Genomic DNA, 23,757 nt, shown 5'->3' on the forward strand with positions numbered 1-23,757 from the left:
TCCCATATCCGCAACATCATTTAGCCACCAGTGATCACCTAGGCTATCCAGTCCCTACGGGCCTGTACAGCAAGCCTGCCTCGACATTTTTTCTGAACTATCGGAAAAACGCCCAAGTCACAGCCTGTAGCCATCACGCTAAAACCCTGCACACAGGCTGTTGTGCACAGTTCGGCTGAAATGCGCGCAGATGACAGGGAAAAAGCGATGGACTGCTATGGATACCGTCGTAAACAGGAGTGATCCCATGGAGCTGACCATCATGAAGACCCGCACATCCCACCCCTCCGCCACGCCGCGGCGCGGGCTCAAGCTCGTCGCGCTGGCGCTGGGCGGTAGCCTGGTGCTGGCCGGTTGTGCAGGAAAACCGCCCTCCGAGCAATATGCCGTCACCCAGTCCGCGGTCAATTCCGCGGTCAGCGCAGGTGGCACCGAGTTCGCGGCCGTGGAAATGAAGGCTGCCCAGGACAAGTTCAAGCAGGCCGAGATTGCCATGCATGACAAGCAGTACGACGAAGCCAAGCGCTTGGCCGAACAGGCCGAGTGGGACGCCCGTGTGGCCGAGCGCAAGGCTCAGGCCGCCAAGGCGCAGAAGGCCCTGCAGGACAGCCACGAGGGTGTCCAGGACCTGCGCGAGGAAGGCCTGCGCAGCGCCGAATGAGCGCTGCCATGCCCCCTTGAGCCTTCGTCAATGATCAAAGGATGAACACTATGCGCAATTACCTCCTCATTCCCACCCTGCTGGCCCTGAGCGTAGGCCTGACCGCCTGCTCCCACGACCCGAACCCCAACCTCGAGTCGGCCCGCACCAACTTCTCCAGCCTGCAGAGCGATCCGCAGGCCAGCAAACTGGCCGCCCTCGAGACCAAGGACGCCCAGGACTGGCTGAACAAAGCCGACAAGGCGTTCATGGAGCGCGAGGACGACAAGACGGTCGACCAGTTGGCCTACCTGACCAACCAACGCGTGGAACTGGCCAAGCAGACCATCGCTCTGCGCTCGGCCGAGAACGAGTTGAAGAACGCCTCCGCGCAGCGTGCCCAGGCCCGACTGGACGCCCGTGACGCACAGATCCGCAAGCTGCAGGAGAGCCTCAACGCCAAGCAGACCGACCGAGGCACCCTGGTGACCTTCGGCGACGTGCTGTTCGACTTCAACAAGGCCGAGCTCAAGAGCAGCGCGTACCCCAACATCACCAAACTGGCCCAGTTCCTCCAGGAGAACCCTGAACGCAAGGTGATCGTCGAGGGCTACACCGACAGCGTCGGTTCGGCGAGTTACAACCAGGGCCTGTCGGAGCGCCGCGCCAACAGTGTGCGCATGGCGCTGGTACGCGCAGGCGTCGATCCGGCACGCATCGTCGCCCAGGGCTACGGCAAGGAGTACCCGGTCGCCGACAACAGCACCAACACAGGCCGCGCCCAGAACCGCCGGGTGGAGGTGACCATCTCCAATGACAACCAGCCGGTGCAGCCACGTTCGGTAAGCCAGATCCAGCAGTAAGGCTGGCGCAATGAAATAAGAAAGCCCCGCGATCGTCGCGGGGCTTTTCTTTTTCCTGCCAATGCAGGCGGTACCGCACACAGGTCACTGCACCTGTTGCGGAGTCTCCTGCCCCATACAACGGATGGCGCGCTTGCGGTTGTCCACCAGCACACCGGTCAAGCCCTTCTGCTGGGTATCGAACAGCACCAGCACGCCATCGACGCACTGCGCCACTTGGGGCGCGGGGTCGAGGGAAACCTTGTAGTCCTCGCCCGGGATGGTCTTGAGCATGGTGTAGTCCTGCAGCAACAGGGCGTCCTCGGGCTTGGCGAAATGCACGTAGCCGTAGTACCACAGGGTCCCGACCGTCACGATGATGGTGCCGACGGCGGTCAGGATCATCGGGATGGCGTTGCGTTCTTCACTCATTGCTCGTTCTTCTCATCAGGGTAGTTGGGCACTTCGGCCAGGCGCCGAAGGCCATTGAAATGGCTGGGGTCGTCGAGAAAGCGCAGCATCACCTGGCGCCAGGTCGGGTCGGCGAAGGTCTGCACATGCGCCCCCCGGGTCAATTGCAGCACCCGCGGTGGCGGGGCGTGTTGGTATAAGCGAATGCCGCTGTCCATGGGCACCAGATCGTCGTCGATGCTGTGGAAAAACAGCTTGGGCGGGGTGTCCAGGCGCTCGATCGAGCGGATCGCGCTGTCGCCGTCTGGCACCAGCCAGGACAACGGAACCTGCAATGGCCAGGTCAGCCATGAGGTGCTCAGGGCAAAGCGCCCCACCTCCCTATAGCTGGCGGGCACCCCATCGAAGACCAGGGCACTGAAGCGCTGGCGCTGTTCAGGATGGGCGGCCAGGTAGTGAATGGCCATGGCTCCGCCGAGGCTCTGGCCCAGCAGCACCAAGGGCTTGCCCTTGACCTGCGGGGCCTTGTCCAGCCAATCCATGGCCGCCTGGATGTCCTGGTAGACCGCCGGCAGGCTCGCCTTGCCCTGGGACAGGCCGTAGCCGCGATAGTCGATCATCAGCACCTGATAGCCCTGCTCCGGCAGCCAGTAGCTGCCGCCCAGGTGCCAGGCCAGGTTGCCGCCATTGCCATGCAGGTGCAGTACCGTGCCCTTGACCTGAACGCCAGGCTTGGCAGGCATCCACCAGCCATGAAGCCGTGTCCCGTCGGCGGCAGTGAGGGTCACGTCACTAAACGCCAGCTTTGCCTTCTCCGGGGTGAACGGCTGGCCAGGCTCGGGGAAAAACAAGAGGCTGCTGCACCCGGACACGCCCAGCACGAGCAAGCCCAGGATCAGCTGGCGACAGGCGTCAAAGAATGTTCGCGTAGTCGGCTTCAATACGATCCAGGCTCAGGTGGTTGAGGAAGTTGGAGAAACACATCCAGGCGGACAAGGCGTTGAGGTCGCGAAACTGTTCCGGCAGGTACTTGGGCGGCTCCACCAAGCCCTCCTCGACCAACTGGCGCAAGGTGCGCATGTCTTCCAAGGTGGTCTTGCCGCAGAACAACAGCGGGATCTGCTCAAGCTTGCCTTTCTTCACGGCCAACTGAATGTAGTTGTAAACCATGATGAAACCCTTGAGATAGGACAAGTCCTTGGTAAATGGCAGGCCGTTGGGCACCGATCCCCGGAACACCCGGCTGGCATTGCTGTAGCTCTGGGCCATTTCGAAGCCCTGCCCGCGGAAGAACTCGTACACCTGCAAAAAGTCCGCGCCCTCCTCCACCATGTGGATGGCCCGGGTGCGGTTGGTGAGCTTGCGCAGGCGGCTGGGGTAGGAGGCGAACGCGATCACCTCCATGAGGATGGCCAGCCCCTCCTGGGTCACAGTCGACGAGGGCGGCCCCTTGGCCAGGAACGTGCAGATCGGCTGGTTGAGGCCATTGAGCGTGGTGCCCACATGCACCAGCCCTTCATGGACCTCCAGCGCGCGCACGTCACGGCTGTTGAACATCGCATCGGCCCGCACCTTGATGTAGTCGGCACCGGCCGCGGCGTCAGCGACGATACCGTCGGACTCGAACACGCGGATGGTCTCCTCAGCCTCGCCGAACACCTTGTTCAAGCGCCGCTGGAGGATCGCCACGGCTTCCTTGGCGGTGAGGTTCTTCGGCTCGTCCTTCAGGTCGCCCCGACCGTCGATGTTGTTCAGGTAATCGGACAGCATCAGGCCAAGGTCGGCCAGGGTCGGGTCGCCGGCATGGAAGGCGTCGGACGCCGCGCCATACAGCTCCTGGGAGATCAGGCCGAAGTCCTCGGTGCCACGGGCTTCGAGCATGCGCACCACCATGCGGTACTCCTTGCACATGCGCCGCATGATCTGCCCGACCGGGTTGAACTGGCCCAGCTGACGGGTGATGTCACGCTCGATGCTCTGGAACTCGGCCTTCACCGAGTTGGAATCGAACGACAGCGGCCGCCCCTGGTAATAGGCACGGTCCACAGCCGGAGGCTCCTTGCCCTTGGCCTTGAGAAAGCCATTGCGGATGTTGTCGTCCCACTTCACCGCATCGAGCACGCGGATAGGCGTCTGCGCCGCGACGATGCGGTCGGAGAGCGCGCGTATGGTCTGCTGGTACTCGTCCACCCCGGACTCCTTACTGAATCAAGATCGTGGTCAGCCCCTTCGCGGGTAAACTCGTACTCACAGGTGCAGCGCTATCTCAGGGACGACGCCTCACCTGCGAAGAGGCCAGCCAGGCCAGCGATAGTGCGCTATTTGCCACTACGCTGGAAGCGCGCCACTTCGACGAACAGATCGGAGTTGGCCGGATCATCCAGGTACGCCAGCACCCGCGCGGACGGGCTGTCGATCAACACACCTTCGCCATTGTCCTCTGGTACTTCGATGTTGCGACCGGTCAGCTCCTTCTTCTTGACCGCCTGCTGCACCTGCTCGACATCAAGGTTGTAGACCACCAACTCCTTGCCATCGACGACCTCGAAGCCACCGATCAGGAAATTGCCGCCCAGGCGCTTGGGCACACCCGCCGACAGATACCACCGGTTGCCATGCCGGGAAACCGTGAAGACATATTCTTCAGGGGCCTCGCCTTTGGCTGTGGCCACCGCCTTGTAAGCGTCCCCGCCCACGCGGCTGATGCTGAGCTTGAGCGGCTCGCCCCAGGCGTCCTTGCTGCTCCATTTACCAAGCAGCGCCTTGGGCGCGGCCTGATTGCTGGGCAGAGGCTCATGGAAGGTCACCAGACAACCACCAAGCAGCAGGAATGACAGAGTCAACAACACCAGACGCCAGGCTTTCATCAGGTTCTCCTTGAAAAGGTCGGTCGCCCCTTGGGCCGGTCGTGGCCTAGGCCGATGCCAGCACCAGGTGCAGGTATCGGGTAAGGATAGCGAGCATCTGCCCATCGGCTTGCGCATTCGCATCCTTGAGCAGGCCCTGATATTCCATCTGCTCGATTATGGCCGTCAACATCTGGCCGTCCTGCTCAGGCTGGCGCGACCCCACCACCTGCAGCATCTGCCGTGCGCCGTGCAAGAGAATCTGCTCGTGGGCGCTCACCAGCTCGGCCAGGCGCGGGCACAGCAACGCCTCCTGGCGGAAGGCTTGCTCGGCCATGATGAAATCACGCCGGGTGTGCAACTGGCGGCTGACATAGTCGGCCATCATCCGTGCCACGTCGTCCGCCAGCCGCGCCCGAGCTTCGGCGCTGCCATCGCCTTGGGCGAGCAACTGGCGCAGCACCACTTCGGAACTTGCCCAGAGCTTGGCCATGTAGGCGGCGCTGCGCTCGACGTACTGGGCGAAGGTGTCGGTCAGCAGGTCTTCGATGTCCTTGAAGTAATAGGTGGTCGCCGACAGCGGAACGCCGGCCTCGGCAGCCACCGCTCGATGGCGTACGCCACGCACACCGTCGCGCACGATGATGCGCATGGCCGCGTCGAGGATCTGCTGGCGGCGCTGTTCACTGCCCTGGCGGGCTGTCTTGCGCCCTTGGTATTGCACGCTTTCAGCGACGGCGCTTGCCACGCCGGCTGCACCTTGTTGGGCCATTGCGGGAGTCACGATGAGTACCTCATTGAATCTCGGTGAGGGAAAACCCTCTTTTCCAGTAAAGGCTCGTAAATTATGACCGACCAGTCACGAATGAATGACAGGCAAGAAAAAACCGCCTGAGAGGCGGATGACATGATGCGGTGCTGCTCTTGGATTTGCAGGGGACCGCTATGCGGTCCTCTCGCAGCACAAGGCCGCGCCTACAGGGACATTGCATGACCTGCAGGAGCGGCCTCGTACCGCGAAAGGGCTGCGCAGCAGCCCTGACAGGCGTTTTTTCAGGCCTGTGGACGCATGTGCGGGAACAGGATCACATCACGGATCGACGGCGAATTGGTCAGCAGCATCACCAGGCGATCGATGCCGATGCCTTCACCGGCGGTGGGCGGCATGCCGTATTCCAGGGCCCGGACGAAGTCGGCGTCGTAGTGCATGGCCTCGTCGTCACCGGCGTCCTTCTCGGCCACCTGGGCCAGGAAGCGCTCGGCCTGGTCTTCGGCATCATTGAGCTCGGAGTAGGCGTTGGCGATCTCGCGGCCACCGATGAACAGCTCGAAGCGGTCGGTAACGGCCGGGTTGTCGTCGTTGCGACGGGCCAGCGGCGACACTTCGAACGGGTATTCGGTGATGAAGTGCGGCTGCTCCAGCTTGTGCTCCACCAGCTCTTCGAAAATCATCACCTGCAGCTTGCCCAGGCCTTCATGGCCGAGGACCTTGGCGCCGGCCTTCTTGGCGATCTCGCGGGCGCGATCGACGTCCTGCAGGTCGGCAGCGGTGAGCTCGGGGTTGTACTTGAGGATCGACTCGAACACCGACAGGCGGGCGAACGGCTCGCCGAAGTGGAACACCTTGTCGCCGTACGGCACATCGGTGGTGCCCAGCACCAGCTGCGCCAGCTCGCGGAACAGCTCCTCGGTGAGGTCCATGTTGTCGCGATAATCGGCGTAGGCCTGGTAGAACTCGAGCATGGTGAACTCGGGGTTGTGCCGGGTCGAGACGCCTTCGTTACGGAAGTTGCGGTTGATCTCGAACACTTTCTCGAAGCCACCCACAACCAGACGCTTGAGGTACAGCTCCGGCGCGATACGCAGGAACATGGCCATGTCCAGCGCGTTGTGGTGGGTTTCGAACGGCTTGGCTGCGGCGCCACCTGGGATGGTCTGCAGCATCGGCGTCTCGACTTCGAGGAAGTCGCGCTCGATCAGGAACTTGCGGATGTGCGAGATGACCTGGGAGCGAACGCGGAAGGTGTGACGGGTTTCCTCGTTGACCATCAGGTCGACGTAGCGCTGGCGGTAACGCTGCTCGGTGTCGGTCAGGCCGTGATGCTTGTCCGGCAGCGGGCGCAGCGACTTGGTCAGCAGGCGCACGTTGGTCATCTCGACGTACAGGTCGCCCTTGCCCGAGCGGGCCAGGGTGCCTTCGGCGCTGATGATGTCGCCCAGGTCCCAGGTCTTGACTGCGGCCAGGGTCTCTTCGGGCAGGGTCTTGCGGTTGACGTAGACCTGGATGCGACCGGTCATGTCCTGAATGACCATGAACGAGCCACGGTTGAGCATGATGCGACCGGCTACCTTGACCGGGATCGCGGCTGCTTCCAGCTCTTCCTTGGTCTTGTCCGCGTACTGTTTCTGCAGGTCGTTGCAGTAGCTGTCGCGACGGAAGTCGTTGGGGAAGGCGTTGCCCTTGGCACGCTCGGCGGCAAGTTTTTCCTTGCGCAGCGCGATCAGGGCGTTTTCTTCCTGTTGCAGGTCTTGCGATTCGGTCTTGAGGTCGCTCATGTCGTCATTGTTTCCATCAGGTGTTCGGTGCCCCTGTCGGGCAGGGCACGCGATACGGGCCAATGGCCTCGTATCGCGGCGGTGGTGTGCGGTTTACAGCCCCTGCTTGAGGCTCGCTTCCAGGTACTGGTCGAGGTCGCCGTCCAGGACCTTCTGGCAGTCGCTGCGCTCGACGCCGGTACGCAGGTCCTTGATGCGCGAGTCATCGAGCACGTAGGAGCGGATCTGGTGACCCCAGCCGATGTCGGACTTGCTGTCTTCCAGGGCTTGGGAGGCGGCGTTGCGCTTCTGCATCTCCAGCTCGTACAACTTGGCCCGCAGCATTTTCATGGCGGTGTCCTTGTTGGCGTGCTGGGAGCGTTCGTTCTGGCAGGCCACCACGGTGTTGGTCGGCACGTGGGTGATACGGACCGCCGAGTCGGTGGTGTTCACGTGCTGGCCACCGGCACCGGAGGAGCGGTAGGTGTCGATGCGAAGATCGGCCGGGTTGATCTCGATTTCGACCTTGTCGTCGATCTCGGGCGAGACGAACACCGCCGAGAACGAGGTGTGGCGACGGGCGCCGGAGTCGAACGGGCTCTTGCGCACCAGGCGGTGCACGCCGATCTCGGTACGCAGCCAGCCGAACGCGTACTCGCCTTTGATGTGCACGGTGGCGCCCTTGATGCCGGCGACTTCACCTTCGGAGAGCTCGATGATGGTGGCATCGAAGCCGCGCTTGTCGGCCCAGCGCAGGTACATACGCAGCAGGATGTTGGCCCAGTCCTGCGCCTCGGTGCCACCGGAGCCGGCCTGGATGTCCAGGTAGGCGTTGTTCATGTCCATCTCGCCGCTGAACATGCGACGGAACTCAAGCTGGGCCAGGTTTTCTTCCAGGCCTTCCAGCTCGGTCACAACGTCGTTGACGGCGCTTTCATCGTTCTCCTCGACGGCCATGTCGAGCAGGTCCTTGCAGTCGGAGAGACCGTTGGACAGCTTGTCCAGGGTTTCGACGACCTGCGCCAGCATGGCGCGCTCGCGGCCCAGGCCCTGAGCGTACTCGGGCTTGTTCCAGACGGCAGGGTCTTCCAGTTCGCGGTTGACTTCGATCAGGCGGTCAGCTTTTTGATCGTAGTCAAAGATACCCCCGAATGGACTGGGAGCGTTCGGAGAGGTCCTTGATGGTGTTCAGGATCGGTTGGATTTCCATGGGCGGGCTACTCGTGCGAATTCGGTGAAAAGCCCGCGAGTATAACGCAGTCCTCGCCCTGACGGCAGACCCGCCGGGCGGTAACCACAAGGTCCGCCGCTGAACGTGTGGGAGCCGGCGACAGCCTGCGATGGGCTGCGCGGCAGCCCCGCAGAGCGTCAGGCAACGCCTACCTGGTTGCGGCCATTGTTCTTGGCCAGGTACAGCCCTTTGTCCGCCGCCGAGATCAGCTGTCGGCTGTGGCTGCCGACGCTCGGCGTGAGGGTCGCCAGACCGATGCTCACCGTCAGGCGCGCATCCGCCTCGGGCGCGGTGTGGGGGATGTTCAGGGCCAGAACGGTCTGGCGCAGCTTCTCGGCGATCAGCCGCGCACCGCCGGGCGAGGTGTTGGGCAGCACCAGGGAGAACTCCTCGCCGCCATAGCGAGCCGGCAGGTCGGTCGGGCGCGAGCACGAACCGCGGATGGCCTCGGCGACCTGGCGCAAGGCCTCATCGCCCGCCAGATGGCCGAAGCTGTCGTTGTAGGCTTTGAAGTAGTCGACATCGATCATCAGCAGCGACAACTGCTGCTGCTCACGCATCGCACGTCGCCATTCAAGCTCCAGGTACTCGTCGAAATGGCGGCGGTTGGACAGGCCGGTGAGCCCGTCGGAGTTCATCAACCGCTGCAGCATCAGGTTGGTGTCCAGCAACTGCTGCTGACTGACCCGCAGCGCGCGATACGCTTCGTCGCGTTGCAGCAGGGTCAGGTAGGAGCGAGAGTGATAGCGGATCCGCGCCACCAGCTCGATGGTGTCCGGCAACTTGACCAGGTAGTCGTTGGCCCCGGCAGCGAACGCCGCACTCTTGACCAGCGGGTCCTCCTTGGTCGACAGGACGATGATCGGAATATCCTGCGTGGCCGGGTTGTTGCGGTATTCGCGCACCAACGTCAGTCCGTCCAGCCCCGGCATGATCAGGTCCTGGAGGATTACCGTAGGCTTGATCCGCATGGCCTGGGCCACCGCCTGGTGGGGATCGGCGCAGAAATGGAAATCGATGTTCTCCTCGTGGGCAAGCCCACGGCGCACCGCCTCGCCGATCATTGCCTGATCGTCGACCAGCAGGACCATCGCCGCACTTTCATTGATGGTCGTGAAACCTTCGATCGGTAGATCATTCATGCCTATTCACCAGGTCACTGCCGGTCACGCGGCGTGACTCAATACATATCGTCATTTCGAAAAGATTTCCATCAGTCGGCCCGCGATGCGTTCCAGCGGCCGTATCTCCACGGCAGCCTCGATCGCCGCGGCAGCCTTGGGCATGCCGTAGACCGCCGAACTCTGCTGGTCCTGGGCAATGGTCAGAAAGCCACGCTGGCGCATCTGTTTCAGGCCCTGGGCGCCGTCGCGGCCCATGCCGGTGAGCAAGATCCCCACGGCATCGCCGGTCCAGAAGCGCGCCACGCTCTCGAAGAACACATTGATCGAAGGGCGGTAGATTTCGCCGACAGGTTCGGCCGTATAGCTGAGTTGGCCGCCCTGCAGCAGGCGGATGTGATGATTGGTGCCGGCCAGCAGCACTTGCCCTGGCTGGGGTGGCTCGCCCCCTCGCGCCAGGCGCACCGGCAAGCCTGAAACCCCGCTGAGCCACTCGGCCATGCCACCGGCGAAGACTTGGTCGACATGCTGCACCAGCACGATCGACGCCGGAAACTCCCGCGGCAGCCCTTTGAGCAGTACTTCCAACGCCGCTGGCCCACCTGCCGAAGAGCCGATGGCGACCAGGCCACGACGCTGTGATGCCTCCACCAGCGGAGCGGCGACAGCCCGGGGCGCCGCGGGGCGTTGCTGGCCGATGAGCCAGCCGATGTTGAGGATCTTGCGCAACAGAGGGGCTGCCGCTTCACGTGCATCCCCCGCGCCCAGCGAGGGTGTGTCCACCACGTCCAGGGCGCCGTGACCCATGGCTTCGAACACCCGATGTACATTCTGCTTGCGATCGACCGTGACAATCACGATGGCGCAGGGCGTTTCGGCCATGATCCGCCGGGTAGCCTCGACGCCATCCATCACCGGCATGATCAGGTCCATGAGAATCAGGTCGGGCGTGAACTCGGCGCAGCGCGTCACCGCCTCGGCGCCATTGCTCGCGACCCAAACGACCTGGTGCTCGGGCTCGAAGGTCAAAGCCCGGCGCAGGGCTTCCACAGCCATGGGCATATCGTTGACGATGGCGATCTTCATCCCTGGGCACCCCCGATCAACTCCACCACGGCGTCCAGCAACGCGTCGTCATGGAAACTGGCCTTAGCCAAATAGTAGTCGGCACCGGCGTCCAGTCCACGTCGCCGGTCTTCTTCACGATCCTTGTAGGACACCACCATGACCGGTAGCGATTGCAGGCGCTGGTCACGGCGCACCAGGGTGACCAGCTCGATGCCGTCCATCCGCGGCATGTCGATATCGGTGATCAGCAGGTCGAAATCCTCGGCGCGCAGGGCATTCCAGCCATCCATGCCATCCACCGCTACGGCCACGTCGTAACCCTGGTTGCCCAACAGCTTGCGCTGCAGTTCACGTACGGTGAGCGAATCGTCGACCACCAGAACGCGTTTGCGCACCATGGCGCGACCGCCCCTGGCACCGCGCTCGATGCGCTCCAGCCGGCCAGTGCTGAGCAGTTTTTCGACCGAGCGCAGCAAATCCTCGACGTCGATGATCAACACCACCGAACCATCGTCGAGCAAGGCCCCCGCGGAAATGTCCTGAACCTTGCCCAGCCGGGCGTCCAGCGGCATCACCACCAGCACCCGCTCGCCAATCAAGCGCTCCACGGCCACGCCATACAGCTGGTCACGCTCACGGATCACCACCACCGGCAGGCTGCGCTCGTCGTCCTGTCCGGCCGGGCGGTTAAGCAACTGGCTGGCCGACACCAGCCCGATATGCCGTCCTTCATGCCAGAAGTGCTGGCGCCCTTCGATCTGCACGATGTCTTCGGCTGCCACCGCCAGGGTGCGCTCGATGTGCGCCAGCGGGAAGGCATACGCCTCGCCCCCCACCTCCACCACCAGGCTGCGCACCACCGACAGCGTCAGCGGCACCTCAAGATGGAAGCAGCACCCCTGGCCCGAGACCTGGGTCAGCTCGATCGAGCCGCGCAGTTCACGGACCATGTGCTGCACCGCATCCAGGCCGACGCCACGGCCCGACACCTCGGTGACCTTGTCGCGCAGGCTGAAGCCTGGAAGGAACAGGAATGTGAGCAGTTCCGCCTCGCTCATCTGCGCCACGGTCTCGACCGGCGACAATGCCCGTTCGACGATGCTGCGCCGCAGCCGCTCAAGGTCGATGCCGGCGCCATCGTCGCTCAGCTCGAGGATCAGCAGGCCCGCCTGGTGGGAGGCGCGCAGGCGGAGGGTACCGTCGACGGGCTTGCCCGCCAGCAGGCGCCGCTCGGGTAGCTCGACACCGTGGTCGACGGCGTTGCGCAGCAGGTGGGTCAGCGGCGCTTCGAGCTTTTCCAGCACGTCACGGTCGACCTGGGTCTTCTCGCCCTCGATCTGCAACTGCACCTGCTTGCCCAGCGAACGCCCAAGGTCTCGGACCATGCGGCTCTGCCCGGTCAGGACATCGGCGAAAGGCCGCATGCGACAGGCCAGCGCGGTGTCATAGAGGTTCTGGGCACGTTGGCTGGCCTGCCAGCCGAACTCGTCGATATCGGCAGCCTGCTGTTGCAGGATCTGCTGGGTTTCACCCAGCAGGCGTTGAGTCTGGGCCAGGGCCTCGAGCACCTCGTGGCTCTGGCCGCTGCCTTCGAGCTGTTGCTTCAGGCCGTCGAGGGCCCGCATGCCCTGGCCGTGCATGCGCTTGAGTCGCTGCAGGCTGGCGAGGTAGGGCTTGAGCCGCTGGGTTTCCACCAGCGACTTGCTGGAGAGGTCGAGCAGGCTGTTCAGACGATCGGCGGTGACCCTGAGCACCCGTTCGGCACCCTCGCCACCGCGCTTGCCAACCTTGCGTGGCAGGCTGGGCTCGGGATCAGGCTCGGTTTCGGCCTCTGGTTCGGGTTCGACCACCGGTTCGGCCTGCGCCGGTGCCGGCTCGACCGGTATGGCGGGTGCAGGGGCAGGCGCTGCAGTGGGGTCGAGCAAATTGGCCATCTGAACCAGAAACGCCGGTACCGCCGCCTCGCTGTCACGATCCTGGGGGGTTGCGATCCGCATCAGCAGATCGGTGCCGTGCAGCAAGGCATCGATGTGCTCGGGGCGCAGTCGCAGGCGACCCTCCTGGGCCGCCACCAGGCAGTCTTCCATGACGTGGGCGACGCTGACACCGGCATCGATGCCGACGATCCGCGCCGCGCCTTTCAGGGAATGGGCCGCGCGCATGCAGGCTTCGAGCTGGTCGGCCTGGGTCGGGTTGCGCTCCAGTGCCATCAGGCCAGCGCTGAGCACCTGGGTCTGGGCCTCGGCCTCCAGGCTGAACAACTCGAGCAGCGACGCGTCGCGCATTTGCTCAGGGGTCATGACAGGCTCCGCTTCACGGCCGACAGTACATGTTGTTCATCCAGCACCCGCACGCTGCGGCCTCGCCATTGCAGCACCGCTGCGGTGAAGTGCGCGGCATCCTGGCCATCGACCAGGCGTGCAGGGTCCAGCCGGTGGATACCGTCGATCTCGTCCACCGCCATCACCACCGGGCCGCCCTCGGCAGCGAGAATCAGCATGCGCGGCATCACGTGCCCCGTGCGCGCCTGGGCCGGCAGCACCTCGACACCCAGCAGGCCCGCCAGCGACAGGCTCGGCACCAGAGCGCCACGCACATTGGCCACCCCCTGCAACACCCCGGAACGCTGGTGCGGCAGCGAGTGCACCGACTGCAGCGGCGCAATCTCGGCCAGGCAGGCACAGGCCAGCGCCAACCACTCCTCGCCCAGGCGGAACAGCAGCATCGAGCGCCCGACACAGTCTTCGTCCGGCGGCGGCGCCTCGACGTGCTCGTCCTGCAACAGTGCATAGCGATCGAGCAGCTGAGTGGCCGCGCTGGCGTAGACTTGGCAGTTGCGGCAATGAATATGACGCTCGAGCAACGGGCACTGCTTGTCGCCGTGCACGCCAATGCGGTTCCAGCAATCGTCGATGAGCTCATCGTCCCGTGCGATCAAGTGCATGATTTCACTCATCGTTCAGACTCCCGTCCCACACGTGCCGCCCGCGCCTGCATGCGCCGCGCGCCCGCCTCATCGCCCTGGGAAGCCAGCAATGCCGCCAGATGTATCAAGGTCTCGGTATGTTGCGGCTCCAGGTAAAGTGCCTTGCGATAGAGGCTGATGGCCTCCTGGGTGTCGCCTTCGGTGTCGGCGAGCAGACCGAGCCAGTAGAACACTTGCGCTTTGGGCGCGAACTGCTGCAGGTAGCGCTGGCAACTGGCGCGGGCCTGTGCGCTGTCACCGGCATTGGCCTGTCGGGCGATGGTGGCCAGCAACTCGCTCTCCCCTTGAGCGTGCGAAGGCGCGCTCACTGGCGGCGATATCGGACGCGGCATGCGCGCCGGACGGCTGACAGGCCGTGGGGCCACGGGAGGCATGGTCTGGGAGCGATTGATCGGCGCGGGTTGAGCGACGGGCGCCGGTGCAGGTGCAGGTGCAGGGGCCTCCTGGCGCACATAGGCGAACGACTGGGCGATACCCAACGGGCGCATGCCCAGCCGCGCCAGCAAACTGCCCTCGGCCGGGCCAATGAATAGCACACCTTGGGCATGGGTCAGGGATTTGAGCACTTCGAACACCCGGCGCTGGGTCGGCACGTCGAAGTAGATCAGCAAGTTGCGGCAGAACACGAAGTCGTACAGCCCTTGCTGACTCTTGAGCGCGGGATCGAGCACGTTGCCGACCCGCAGGTCGACCTGACGTCGTACCCGCTCATCCAGCCGGTGGCCTTCATCGGTTTCGCAAAAATGCCGGTCACGGAAGGCCAGCTCGCTACCCCGGAACGAGTTGCGCCCATAGACGGCCTGTTCTGCGCGGGCGATGGAACTGGGGCTGATGTCCATGGCGTCGATTCGAAACGCCGCCGGGTCCAGGCCACCATCGAGCAGCGCCATGGCGATCGAATAAGGTTCTTCGCCCGTTGAGCAGGGCAAGCTGAGGATTCGCAGCGGCCGCACGCCGGCGAGCTCCACCTGGCGCTTCTGGGCCAGCCCCACCAGCGCGGTGAAGGATTCGGGATAGCGGAAGAACCATGTCTCCGGGACGATCACGGCCTCGATCAAGGCCTGCTGCTCACTGACCGATTGCTGCAGGCGCGACCAGTACTCGTCCAGATCGAAGGCCTGCACGGCAGCGCAGCGCTGGCGCAAGGCACGCTCGACCATGGGAGCGCCGACCGACTCGACATCCAGGCCGATGCGCTCCTGCAGGAAACGGAAGAAGTGCTGTTCGATCATGCCGGCACCTGCCCTGGCTGCTCGGGGAACAGCAGATCACGGACATCGTCCGGCAGCAGGTCCTCCACTTGGATACGCTGCAGCAGGCCCCGAGCATCCTGGCGCACCGGCCCCAGGTAAGGGGCGTCGGTGTTGTCCAGACCATAGGGTTGAAACTCATCGGGCCGGCAGCGCAAAGTGTCGGTGGCCTGCTCCAGGATCAACCCCAATTGCCGGTCGCCACCATAGTGCACCAGCACCAGACGCGTGCTGGTACGCAGCGGCGCCGGAGTGGAGAAGCTCAGCGCGGACAGGTCGATCACCGGCACCAGGGCGCCGCGATGGGCCAGAATACCGGCGACCCACGCGGGCGCCTGGGCGATGGGCTTGAGCGAGCGTCGCGGCAATACCTCGATCACCTCACGCACGTCCAGGGCAAAGCGCTGCTCACCGATGCAGAACTGCAGGTACAGCACCGCCTTGGCGCCGTCGGCCTGCTCCTGATGGGGTTGCACGTCGCTCATCGTCGTCAGACTTTGAAGCGCGATACACCGCCGCGCAATCCGGCGGCTACCTGGCTCAACTCATCGATGGCGAAGCTGGCCTGGCGCAACGACTCCACGGTCTGGGTGCTGGCGTCGCTGAGTTGGGCCAGGGCCTGGTTGATCTGCTCGGCACCCGTGGCCTGGGCCTGCATGCCTTCGTTGACCATCAGCACCCGCGGTGCCAGTGCCTGGACCTGGTGAATGATCTGGGTAAGCTGCTCGCCCACCTGCTGGACCTCGAACATGCCCCGTCGCACTTCCTCGGAGAACTTGTCCATGCCCATGACGCCGGCCGAGACGGCAGACTGGATCTCCCGCACCATCTGCTCGATGTCGTAGGTGGCCACGGCGGTCTGATCGGCCAGGCGACGCACCTCGGTGGCCACTACGGCGAAACCACGGCCGTACTCCCCGGCCTTCTCCGCCTCGATGGCGGCATTGAGCGACAGCAGGTTGGTCTGGTCGGCCACCTTGACGATGGTCACGACCACTTGGTTGATGTTGCTGGCCTTCTCGTTGAGGATCGCCAGCTTGGCGTTGACCAGATCGGCGGCGCCCATGACCTGGTGCATGGTCTCTTCCATACGCGCCAGCCCCTGCTGGCCGGAGCCTGCGAGCACCGAAGCCTGGTCGGCGGCGGAGGTCACCTCGGTCATGGTACGAACCAGGTCACGGGAGGTGGCGGCGATCTCCCGCGAGGTGGCGCCGATCTCGGTGGTGGTGGCGGCGGTTTCAGTGGCGGTGGCTTGTTGTTGCTTGGAGGTGGCGGCGATTTCGGTGACCGAAGTGGTCACCTGCACCGACGAACGCTGGGCCTGGGCGACTAGGTCGGCCAGCGCCACGGCCATTTCGTTGAAGCCAGTTTCGATGCTGCCGAACTCATCCTTGCGGGCCAGGCTCAGGCGCATGCTCAGGTCGCCCGAGCGCAGTTTGTCCAGTGCGTGCACGACGTGCTGCACGGGCGCGGTGATGGCGCGCAGCAGCAACAAGCCGCAAATACCGGCAGCCAGGATCGCCAGCAGCAACGATACGATCATGCTGCCCTTGGCCGTGGCAACCGCACCGACGATGTCATTGGTCGCCGCTTCGGCGGATTCGCGATTGCTTTCGATGACACGGTTCAGGTGCTGGCGGCCATTGATCCAGGCCGGAGTGAGGGACTCGTTGATCAGGCGCTCGGCTTCGGCATAGTGCTTCTGCCGGTACGCCTCCAGTATCTGGTCGACGATTTTCATGTAGTCGGCTTCGAGCACCCTGAACGCCTCGAGTGCGGCCAGATCGTCCGGTTTACGGATAGTCGCCTGGTAACTGGCCATTTCCTGCTTAAGGCGCTCATCGAAGCCCTTGAAGTCCGCAAGGTCAGCCGGGGTGAGGTCACGCCGTCCAGACAGCCCCACCAACTGCTGGCTGGTTATGTAGCTGTCGACCCAGGCACTGCGAAGCATCGAGCTGTAGTAGAAGCCGGGAATGCTGTCCGAGCCCACTGCCTCTTCACTGGCCTCGATCGCCACGAGCCGCGAGTAGGCGGCGACGATCATCAGCAGCATGATGGCGATGATCACGGCGAAACTTGCCAGGATCCGTTGGCGCAAGGTCCAGTTCTTCACATTCAGCCCTCAGGAATTCATTACGAGCGGGGAAAAATCGCCAGAGTATAGCCTAGGCGCCCCGCCCGTTCGCGGCTGATTTTGCAGACTGTCGAGGCCTCCCTGGCCCCAGGTGGAACAACGCCGCGTGACCTACCCGGCAGCGAGGCGGACCTGGTCTTCCAGTTCTTGTCGCAGGCCGGGTTCCAGACGCAGTTGGCGGGCCAGTTCGTCCAGGTAGGCACGCTCCATGAAGTTCTCCTGATCGACCATCATCACGCTGGCCAGGTACATTTCAGCCGCCATCTCGGGCGTCTGCGCGGCGGCGGCCACTTCGGCAGGGTCGAGCGGTTTGTTCAGTTCGGCGTGCAGCCAATGCTGAAGCTCGCGGTCGTTGTCCAGGCGCACGAACTCCCCCTCGATCAAGGCGCGCTCGCGCTCATCGATGTGCCCGTCCGACTTGGCTGCCGCCACCAGGGCGCGCAGTACCGCCTGGCTGTGCTGCTCGGCTTGGGCCGCAGGCACGCGGTCGAGGGTACGAGGCTCGTGGGCCTGCGCCTCGCCCTGGCGCGCCTGCCAGTTGCCATAGGCCTTGTACGCCAGCACACCGAGCGCAGCCAGGCCCCCGTAGGTGAGCACCTTGCCGCCATACTTGCGGGCCTTCTTGCTGCCCAGCAGCAGGCCCATGGCGCCTGCTGCCAAGGCGCCGCCGCCGGCACCGGAGAGCAAACTGCCCAGCCCACCCTTGCCTGACTGGCCACCCAACAAGTCACCAAGGCCCGCCCCCTTGGCAGCGCCGCCCTTGCCTTGCTGGTTTTGCAGCAGCTGCTGGCCGGATTTGAGCAGTTGATCGAGCAAGCCGCGGGTGTTCATCTGGCATTACCTCTTGCTGAAAAAAGAAAGCCCCAGATTAGGCCTGTGAACTGAACTCACGCTTAATGCATTTGCATCTGGATGTTGCGTAACCACTGGCCAAAAAGGAACTAGACTCGACATCGCATGCGCCTGCCTGACCGGGCCCCAGGTCCGCGACAAGCGCACTACGCTTACCCCATCGCTTCGCTGCTTTCTTGATGACTGCCCCGATCATAAAGTCCAAAAGAGGGAACACCATGTCAGTGCACAAGACCGCATTGTCCAGCGCCGTGATCGGCGCCTTGCTGGCCAGCGCCAACCTGCAGGCCGCAGGGCTGCCCCAGAGCCTCGGTGATGGCGAAGGGCGCCTGGATATCGTCGCCTGGCCCGGCTACATCGAGCGCGGCGAAAGCGACAAGGCCTATGACTGGGTCACTGGCTTCGAGAAACAGACCGGCTGCAAGGTCAGCGTCAAGACCGCCGCGACCTCCGACGAGATGGTCAGCCTGATGACCAAGGGCGGCTACGACCTGGTGACCGCCTCGGGCGACGCCTCGCTGCGGCTGATCGCCGGCAAGCGGGTGCAGCCGATCAACACGGCATTGATCCCCAACTGGAAGAACATCGACCCACGCCTGCAGAACGGCGGCTGGTACGTGGTCGACAAGCAGGTCTATGGCACGCCTTACCAATGGGGCCCGAACGTGCTGCTCTACAACACCATGGTATTCAAGCAACCACCCACCAGCTGGAGTGTGGTCTTCGAGCCCCAGAACCTGCCGGACGGCAAGCCGAACAAAGGGCGCGTCCAAGCCTACGATGGCCCGATCTACATCGCCGACGCTGCGCTCTACCTGAAATCGACCAAGCCTGAGCTGGGTATCCAGGATCCGTACGAGCTGAACGAAACCCAGTACAAGGCCGTCCTTGACCTGCTGCGCCAGCAACAACCGCTGATTCACCGTTACTGGCACGATGCGACGGTGCAGATGAGCGATGTAAAGAACGAAGGCGTAGCGGCCTCCAGCTCCTGGGGCTACATGGTCAACGGCCTGAAGGCCGACAACCAGCCAGTCGCTTCGACCATACCGAAGGAAGGTGCCACTGGCTGGGCCGACACCACCATGCTGCACAGCGAAGCCAAGCACCCCAACTGCGCCTACAGGTGGATGGACTGGTCGCTGCAGCCTAAGGTCCAGGGCGACGTCGCGGCCTGGTTCGGCTCGGTGCCTGCGGTGCCTGCCGCGTGCACCGGCAGCGAGCTGCTGGGCGCCGAGGGCTGCAAGGTCAACGGGATCGACAACTTCGACAAGATCGCCTTCTGGAAAACCCCACAGTCCAGTGGCGGCAAGTTCGTGCCCTACAGCCGCTGGACCCAGGACTACATTGCGATCATGGGTGGGCGCTGACCGAGGTTGACCGGTTGTTGTTCCGGCTTCTTCGCGGGTGAACCCGCTGCCACGGCGCCATAACCGTGGCAGCGGGCTTGCCCGCGAAAGGGGCCAGGCGGTAGACAAAATGCACGGAGTCAGCGCAATGCCCCTAGCAGTCCAGCTCACCGAGGTTTCCCGCACGTTCGGCGACGTCAGGGCCGTCGATCGGGTCAGTATCGATATCCAGGAGGGTGAGTTCTTTTCCATGCTCGGCCCTTCGGGCTCGGGCAAGACCACTTGCCTGCGCCTGATCGCAGGCTTCGAACACCCCAGCAGCGGCTCGATCCGCCTGCATGATGTGGAGGCTGCCGGCCTGCCGCCTTACCAGCGTGACGTGAACACGGTATTCCAGGACTACGCCCTGTTTCCGCACATGAACGTGCGCGACAACATCGCCTATGGCCTGAAGGTCAAAGGTGTCGCCAAGGCCGAACGCTATACCCGTGCCGACGAGGCTTTGGCGATGGTCGCCTTGGCCGGTTACGCGCAGCGCAAGCCGGCGCAGCTCTCCGGCGGGCAGCGCCAGCGCGTGGCCCTGGCCCGCGCCCTGGTCAATCGGCCACGGGTGCTGTTGCTCGACGAGCCGCTCGGCGCTCTGGACCTCAAACTGCGCGAACAAATGCAAGGCGAACTGAAGAAACTCCAGCGCCAACTGGGCATCACCTTCATCTTCGTCACCCACGACCAGACCGAGGCCTTGTCGATGTCCGACCGCGTCGCGGTATTCAACCGGGGTCGTATCGAACAGGTCGACACCCCACGCAACCTGTACATGAAACCGGCGACCACCTTCGTCGCCGAATTCGTCGGGACCTCCAACGTGATCCGGGGCGAATTGGCCCAGCAACTCACCGGAGACGTCTCGCCTTTTTCCATCCGCCCTGAACACATCCGCCTGGCCGAGCACGCGGTAATCGCCGAGGACATCCAGGTCAGCGGCCTGCTGCACGATATCCAGTACCAGGGCAGTGCCACACGCTACGAAGTGCGGCTGGACAACGGTCTGCTGCTGACCGTCAGCCAGGCCAATGACCGCTGGCAAGAACAGCCCCAGCCCTGGCAACCGGGCCAGCGTGTCCAAGCCCACTGGCCCCGCGCGGCGATGAGGGGATTGCGCGAAACCGTCCTGGATGAGGGCCAGGCCTGATGACCTTGGCCATGGAAAAACCGTCGCTGATCAGACGGCTTGGCACCGTGCTCTACCGGCGGCCGAACCTGTATCTGTCGCTGCTGTTGGTCCCGCCATTGACCTGGTTCGGCGCGATCTACCTGGGTTCGCTGCTGAACCTGCTTTGGCAGGGCTTCTACACCTTCGACGACTTCACCATGGCGGTGACGCCGGAGCTGACACTGGCCAATTTCACGGCCCTGTTCGCCCCGGCGAACTTCGACATCATCCTGCGCACCTTGGCCATGGCACTCGCCGTGTCAGTGGCCAGCGCGGTGCTAGCGTTTCCGATCGCCTACTACATGGCCCGTTACACCTCGGGGCGAACCAAGGCCTTTTTCTACATCGCCGTCATGATGCCGATGTGGGCCAGCTACATCGTCAAGACCTATGCCTGGACCCTGTTGCTGGCCAAGGGCGGGGTGGCCCAGTGGTTCATCCAGCAACTGCACCTGCAGCCCCTGCTGCAAGCCGTTCTCGCGGTGCCCGGCATCGGCGGCAGTACCCTGTCCACCTCGCACCTAGGGCGGTTCATGGTGTTTGTCTACATCTGGCTGCCGTTCATGATCCTGCCGGTCCAGGCCTCGCTGGAGCGCTTGCCGCCATCGCTGCTGCAGGCCTCGGCCGACCTGGGTGCCCGGCCGAGCCAGACCTTCCTGCTGGTGGTGCTGCCATTGGCAATACCCGGTATCGCGGCGGGATCGATCTTCACCTTCTCCCTGACCCTGGGCGACTTCATCGTGCCGCAATTGATCGGGCCACCTGGCTACTTCATCGGCAGCATGGTGTATGCCCAGCAAGGGGCGATCGGCAACATGCCGATGGCGGCGGCGTTCACCCTGGTGCCCATCGTGCTGATCGCTGTCTACCTGTCGATCGTCAAACGCTTGGGGGCCTTCGATGCACTCTGAAAAAGCCTCGCTGGGCCTGCGCCTGGCAGCCTGGGGCGGGTTGGTGTTCTTGCACTTTCCGATCCTGATCATCCTGCTCTACGCCTTCAATACCGAAGACGCGGCATTCAGCTTTCCCCCACGCGGGTTCACCCTCAAGTGGTTCGCCGTGACCTTCGCCCGCCAGGATGTACTGGAGGCGATCAAGCTGTCGCTGCAAGTCGCCTGCCTGGCCACGGTGATCGCCCTGGTGCTCGGCACCCTGGCCGCCGGGGCGCTGTACCGACGCAGCTTCTTTGGCAAGGAGAGCATCTCGCTGATGTTGATCCTGCCCATCGCCCTGCCCGGCATCATCACCGGCATCGCCCTGCTCTCGGCCTTCAAGAGCCTGGGCATCGAGCCCGGGCTGTTCACCATCGTGGTGGGCCATGCCACGTTCTGCGTGGTGATCGTCTACAACAACGTCATCGCCCGTCTGCGCCGTACCTCCCAGAGCCTGATCGAAGCCTCGATGGACCTGGGCGCCGATGGCTGGCAGACCTTCCGTTACATCATCCTGCCCAATCTCGGCTCGGCGCTGCTCGCTGGCGGTATGCTGGCCTTTGCCTTGTCGTTCGACGAGATCATCGTCACCACCTTCACCGCCGGCCACGAGCGCACGCTGCCGATCTGGTTGCTCAACCAGCTCAGCCGCCCGCGCGATGTACCGGTCACCAACGTGGTCGCCATGTTGGTGATGCTGGTGACCATGCTGCCGATACTCGGCGCCTATTACCTGACCCGTGGCGGCGAAAGCGTCGCGGGCAGCGGCAAATGACCTAGGAGGAGTTCCATGCAAACCCGAATGCTGATAAACGGTCGCCTGGTCGCAGGCGAAGGTCCTGCCTGGACTGTGTTGAACCCGGCCCTTGGCAGCGCCCTGGCGCAGATCAACGAGGCGACCGCCGCCCAGGTCGATGCTGCCGTGCGCGCTGCCGACCAGGCCTTCGATACCTGGTCGCAGACCAGCCCGAAAGAGCGCTCGCAGGTGTTGCTGGCCTTGGCCGATACCGTCGAACAACATGGCGAGGAGTTGGCCAGGCTGGAGTCGCAAAACTGCGGCAAACCCTTTGCCGCCGCGCTGGGTGACGAGATTCCGGCCATCGCCGATGTATTCCGCTACTTCGCTGGCGCCGCGCGCTGCCTGGGCGGTTCCGCGGCGGGCGAGTACCTGCCGGGGCACACCTCGATGATCCGCCGTGACCCCCTGGGCGTGATCGCGTCCATCGCGCCGTGGAACTACCCACTGATGATGCTGGCCTGGAAGATCGCCCCGGCACTGGCGGCTGGCAATACCGTGGTGCTCAAGCCCTCGGAGATGACACCGCTCACAGCCTTGCGCCTGGCCGAGCTGGCCAAGGACCTGCTGCCGGAAGGCGTGCTCAATATCGTTTTCGGCCGCGGCCAGACGGTCGGCACCCCCCTGGTCACCCATCCCAAGGTGCGCATGGTCTCGCTGACCGGCTCCATCCCCACCGGCGCCCACATCATCGGCGCCACCGCCGACAGCGTGAAGCGCATGCACATGGAGCTAGGCGGTAAGGCACCGGTCCTGGTGTTCGACGACGCCGACCTGGACGCGGCCATCGAAGGGATCCGCACTTTCGGCTTCTACAACGCCGGCCAGGACTGCACCGCCGCCTGCCGCCTCTACGTGCAGGACGGCATCTATGAACGCTTCGTCGAACGCCTGGGCGAGGCAGTGGCAAGCATCAAACCTGGCTTGCAGGATGCGTCCGACACCGAGCTGGGCCCCCTGATCAGTGCCCAGCACCGCGACAAAGTCGCAGGCATGGTCGAGCGTGCCATCGCCCAGCCGCACATCCGCTTGGTCACTGGCGGCAAGGTCATCCCGGGAGAAGGGTTCTTCTTCGAACCGACGGTGCTGGCCGATGCCCTGCAGGACGATGAAATCGTGCGCCATGAAGTGTTCGGGCCGGTGGTGTCGGTGACGCGCTTCAGTGACGAGGCCCAAGCCCTGGAATGGGCCAACGACTCGGACTACGGGCTCGCCTCATCGGTCTGGACCCGCGACACTGGCCGCGCCCACCGCTTGGCCGCACGCCTGCAGTACGGCTGCACCTGGGTCAATACCCACTTCATGCTGGTCAGCGAAATGCCCCATGGCGGTCAGAAGCACTCGGGTTATGGCAAGGACATGTCGATGTATGGGCTCGAGGACTACACCTGCGTGCGGCATGTGATGATCAAGCACTGAGTCCAAAACGGTCTGATCGAGGGGATTTTCAGTCTCGATCCTGGTTTTGCATGACGTTCTAACTTGGCGTCCTCTTCGCGGGTAAACCCGCTTCTACAGGGCCTACGTGGGCTAGGTGGGTGCGGGTTTATC

General features: G+C 63.9%; 22 protein-coding genes. 7 read left to right on the top strand and 15 right to left on the bottom strand.

All coding sequences use genetic code 11. From position 1 onward, the window contains the following. Positions 1–247 precede the first annotated feature (247 nt). Positions 248–661, top strand: coding sequence for a DUF4398 domain-containing protein (locus IEC33019_RS18300; protein WP_070094400.1), 414 nt, complete (start codon positions 248–250; stop codon positions 659–661). Between the two features lie 50 nt (positions 662–711). Then, positions 712–1,503 (top strand): OmpA family protein, encoded by a 792-nt coding sequence (locus tag IEC33019_RS18305; protein WP_070094401.1) that lies wholly within the window; start codon positions 712–714, stop codon positions 1,501–1,503. Positions 1,504–1,587: 84 nt separating this feature from the next. Here IEC33019_RS18305 and IEC33019_RS18310 read toward each other — a convergent pair whose 3' ends face one another. The 15 genes from IEC33019_RS18310 to IEC33019_RS18380 form a co-directional block, all read right to left on the bottom strand. Then, positions 1,588–1,914: a hypothetical protein gene (locus IEC33019_RS18310; RefSeq protein ID WP_070094402.1), complete on the bottom strand. Its 327-nt coding sequence runs from the start codon at positions 1,912–1,914 to the stop codon at positions 1,588–1,590. Next, positions 1,911–2,834, bottom strand: a complete 924-nt coding sequence (locus tag IEC33019_RS18315) for an alpha/beta hydrolase (protein WP_070094403.1) — start codon at positions 2,832–2,834, stop codon at positions 1,911–1,913. Before IEC33019_RS18315 ends, IEC33019_RS18310 begins: the two co-directional genes overlap by 4 nt. Next, positions 2,806–4,083 carry a flavohemoglobin expression-modulating QEGLA motif protein gene (locus tag IEC33019_RS18320; protein WP_043213767.1) on the bottom strand — a complete coding sequence of 426 codons (1,278 nt, stop codon included), beginning with the start codon at positions 4,081–4,083 and terminating at the stop codon, positions 2,806–2,808. The genes IEC33019_RS18315 and IEC33019_RS18320 overlap by 29 nt, the downstream gene beginning before the upstream one ends. A gap of 128 nt (positions 4,084–4,211) precedes the next feature. Next, positions 4,212–4,760 carry a hypothetical protein gene (locus IEC33019_RS18325; protein WP_070094404.1) on the bottom strand — a complete coding sequence of 183 codons (549 nt, stop codon included), beginning with the start codon at positions 4,758–4,760 and terminating at the stop codon, positions 4,212–4,214. A 46-nt stretch (positions 4,761–4,806) separates the two neighbouring features. Then, positions 4,807–5,511: a TetR/AcrR family transcriptional regulator gene (locus IEC33019_RS18330; RefSeq protein WP_070094405.1), complete on the bottom strand. Its 705-nt coding sequence runs from the start codon at positions 5,509–5,511 to the stop codon at positions 4,807–4,809. Positions 5,512–5,792: 281 nt separating this feature from the next. Next, complete coding sequence (gene lysS / locus IEC33019_RS18335) at positions 5,793–7,295, bottom strand: lysine--tRNA ligase (RefSeq protein ID WP_070094406.1); 1,503 nt, start codon at positions 7,293–7,295, stop codon at positions 5,793–5,795. A 93-nt stretch (positions 7,296–7,388) separates the two neighbouring features. Further along, positions 7,389–8,484, bottom strand: a protein-coding gene (gene prfB, locus IEC33019_RS18340; protein ID WP_099593827.1) for a peptide chain release factor 2 whose coding sequence is annotated in 2 segments (ribosomal slippage) — positions 7,389–8,411 and positions 8,413–8,484 — 1,095 coding nt in all. Because the reading frame shifts where the segments join, the coding sequence is not laid out codon by codon here. Between the two features lie 158 nt (positions 8,485–8,642). After that, complete coding sequence (locus IEC33019_RS18345) at positions 8,643–9,647, bottom strand: response regulator (protein WP_070094408.1); 1,005 nt, start codon at positions 9,645–9,647, stop codon at positions 8,643–8,645. 51 nt (positions 9,648–9,698) lie between these two features. Further along, a complete protein-coding gene (locus tag IEC33019_RS18350; RefSeq protein ID WP_070094409.1) occupies positions 9,699–10,712 on the bottom strand; it encodes a chemotaxis response regulator protein-glutamate methylesterase in 1,014 nt (337 codons plus the stop codon). Continuing rightward, entirely contained in the window at positions 10,709–12,994 is a 2,286-nt protein-coding gene (locus IEC33019_RS18355) for a hybrid sensor histidine kinase/response regulator (RefSeq protein ID WP_099593829.1), read from the bottom strand. Before IEC33019_RS18355 ends, IEC33019_RS18350 begins: the two co-directional genes overlap by 4 nt. Then, a complete protein-coding gene (locus IEC33019_RS18360) occupies positions 12,991–13,638 on the bottom strand; it encodes a chemotaxis protein CheW (RefSeq protein ID WP_099594203.1) in 648 nt (215 codons plus the stop codon). Before IEC33019_RS18360 ends, IEC33019_RS18355 begins: the two co-directional genes overlap by 4 nt. An 8-nt stretch (positions 13,639–13,646) precedes the next feature. After that, complete coding sequence (locus IEC33019_RS18365; RefSeq protein ID WP_099593831.1) at positions 13,647–14,912, bottom strand: CheR family methyltransferase; 1,266 nt, start codon at positions 14,910–14,912, stop codon at positions 13,647–13,649. After that, the gene (locus tag IEC33019_RS18370) at positions 14,909–15,415 is read right to left on the bottom strand and encodes a chemotaxis protein CheW (RefSeq protein ID WP_070094413.1); all 507 of its coding nucleotides are present in this window, start codon (positions 15,413–15,415) and stop codon (positions 14,909–14,911) included. The genes IEC33019_RS18365 and IEC33019_RS18370 overlap by 4 nt, the downstream gene beginning before the upstream one ends. 5 nt (positions 15,416–15,420) lie before the next feature. Continuing rightward, positions 15,421–17,043, bottom strand: a complete 1,623-nt coding sequence (locus IEC33019_RS18375; protein ID WP_070094414.1) for a methyl-accepting chemotaxis protein — start codon at positions 17,041–17,043, stop codon at positions 15,421–15,423. A 132-nt stretch (positions 17,044–17,175) separates the two neighbouring features. Beyond that, entirely contained in the window at positions 17,176–17,895 is a 720-nt protein-coding gene (locus IEC33019_RS18380; protein ID WP_070094415.1) for a tellurite resistance TerB family protein, read from the bottom strand. 239 nt (positions 17,896–18,134) lie between these two features. Here IEC33019_RS18380 and ydcS point away from each other — a divergent pair, with 239 nt between their 5' ends. The 5 genes from ydcS to IEC33019_RS18405 all read left to right on the top strand — a co-directional run bounded on the left by ydcS (position 18,135) and on the right by IEC33019_RS18405 (position 23,625). Then, positions 18,135–19,286 carry a putative ABC transporter substrate-binding protein YdcS gene (ydcS, locus tag IEC33019_RS18385; protein ID WP_070094416.1) on the top strand — a complete coding sequence of 384 codons (1,152 nt, stop codon included), beginning with the start codon at positions 18,135–18,137 and terminating at the stop codon, positions 19,284–19,286. A 127-nt stretch (positions 19,287–19,413) separates the two neighbouring features. Continuing rightward, positions 19,414–20,457, top strand: coding sequence for an ABC transporter ATP-binding protein (locus tag IEC33019_RS18390; RefSeq protein WP_070094417.1), 1,044 nt, complete (start codon positions 19,414–19,416; stop codon positions 20,455–20,457). 11 nt (positions 20,458–20,468) lie between these two features. Continuing rightward, on the top strand, positions 20,469–21,389 hold the full coding sequence (locus tag IEC33019_RS18395; protein ID WP_099594205.1) for an ABC transporter permease: 921 nt from the start codon (positions 20,469–20,471) through the stop codon (positions 21,387–21,389). Continuing rightward, the gene (locus tag IEC33019_RS18400) at positions 21,379–22,185 is read left to right on the top strand and encodes an ABC transporter permease (RefSeq protein ID WP_070094419.1); all 807 of its coding nucleotides are present in this window, start codon (positions 21,379–21,381) and stop codon (positions 22,183–22,185) included. Before IEC33019_RS18395 ends, IEC33019_RS18400 begins: the two co-directional genes overlap by 11 nt. Positions 22,186–22,200: 15 nt before the next feature. Then, positions 22,201–23,625, top strand: a complete 1,425-nt coding sequence (locus IEC33019_RS18405; protein WP_070094420.1) for a gamma-aminobutyraldehyde dehydrogenase — start codon at positions 22,201–22,203, stop codon at positions 23,623–23,625. The last annotated feature ends 132 nt before the right edge of the window (positions 23,626–23,757 follow it).

The sequence above is a fragment of the Pseudomonas putida genome, from assembly GCF_002741075.1.
In the GTDB taxonomy this organism is placed as follows: domain Bacteria; phylum Pseudomonadota; class Gammaproteobacteria; order Pseudomonadales; family Pseudomonadaceae; genus Aquipseudomonas; species Aquipseudomonas putida_T.

What these genes read in the sequence shown, in the direction of transcription:
- IEC33019_RS18300 (WP_070094400.1), top strand. Translation starts at nt 248, where the DNA reads ATGGAGCTGACCATCATGAAGACCCGCACATCCCACCCCTCCGCCACG.
- IEC33019_RS18305 (WP_070094401.1), top strand. Translation starts at nt 712, where the DNA reads ATGCGCAATTACCTCCTCATTCCCACCCTGCTGGCCCTGAGCGTAGGC.
- IEC33019_RS18310 (WP_070094402.1), bottom strand. Translation starts at nt 1,914, where the DNA reads ATGAGTGAAGAACGCAACGCCATCCCGATGATCCTGACCGCCGTCGGC.
- IEC33019_RS18325 (WP_070094404.1), bottom strand. Translation starts at nt 4,760, where the DNA reads ATGAAAGCCTGGCGTCTGGTGTTGTTGACTCTGTCATTCCTGCTGCTT.
- IEC33019_RS18330 (WP_070094405.1), bottom strand. Translation starts at nt 5,511, where the DNA reads ATGGCCCAACAAGGTGCAGCCGGCGTGGCAAGCGCCGTCGCTGAAAGC.
- lysS (WP_070094406.1), bottom strand. Translation starts at nt 7,295, where the DNA reads ATGAGCGACCTCAAGACCGAATCGCAAGACCTGCAACAGGAAGAAAAC.
- IEC33019_RS18345 (WP_070094408.1), bottom strand. Translation starts at nt 9,647, where the DNA reads ATGAATGATCTACCGATCGAAGGTTTCACGACCATCAATGAAAGTGCG.
- IEC33019_RS18350 (WP_070094409.1), bottom strand. Translation starts at nt 10,712, where the DNA reads ATGAAGATCGCCATCGTCAACGATATGCCCATGGCTGTGGAAGCCCTG.
- IEC33019_RS18355 (WP_099593829.1), bottom strand. Translation starts at nt 12,994, where the DNA reads ATGACCCCTGAGCAAATGCGCGACGCGTCGCTGCTCGAGTTGTTCAGC.
- IEC33019_RS18360 (WP_099594203.1), bottom strand. Translation starts at nt 13,638, where the DNA reads ATGCACTTGATCGCACGGGACGATGAGCTCATCGACGATTGCTGGAAC.
- IEC33019_RS18365 (WP_099593831.1), bottom strand. Translation starts at nt 14,912, where the DNA reads ATGATCGAACAGCACTTCTTCCGTTTCCTGCAGGAGCGCATCGGCCTG.
- IEC33019_RS18370 (WP_070094413.1), bottom strand. Translation starts at nt 15,415, where the DNA reads ATGAGCGACGTGCAACCCCATCAGGAGCAGGCCGACGGCGCCAAGGCG.
- IEC33019_RS18380 (WP_070094415.1), bottom strand. Translation starts at nt 17,895, where the DNA reads ATGAACACCCGCGGCTTGCTCGATCAACTGCTCAAATCCGGCCAGCAG.
- ydcS (WP_070094416.1), top strand. Translation starts at nt 18,135, where the DNA reads ATGTCAGTGCACAAGACCGCATTGTCCAGCGCCGTGATCGGCGCCTTG.
- IEC33019_RS18390 (WP_070094417.1), top strand. Translation starts at nt 19,414, where the DNA reads ATGCCCCTAGCAGTCCAGCTCACCGAGGTTTCCCGCACGTTCGGCGAC.
- IEC33019_RS18395 (WP_099594205.1), top strand. Translation starts at nt 20,469, where the DNA reads ATGGAAAAACCGTCGCTGATCAGACGGCTTGGCACCGTGCTCTACCGG.
- IEC33019_RS18400 (WP_070094419.1), top strand. Translation starts at nt 21,379, where the DNA reads ATGCACTCTGAAAAAGCCTCGCTGGGCCTGCGCCTGGCAGCCTGGGGC.
- IEC33019_RS18405 (WP_070094420.1), top strand. Translation starts at nt 22,201, where the DNA reads ATGCAAACCCGAATGCTGATAAACGGTCGCCTGGTCGCAGGCGAAGGT.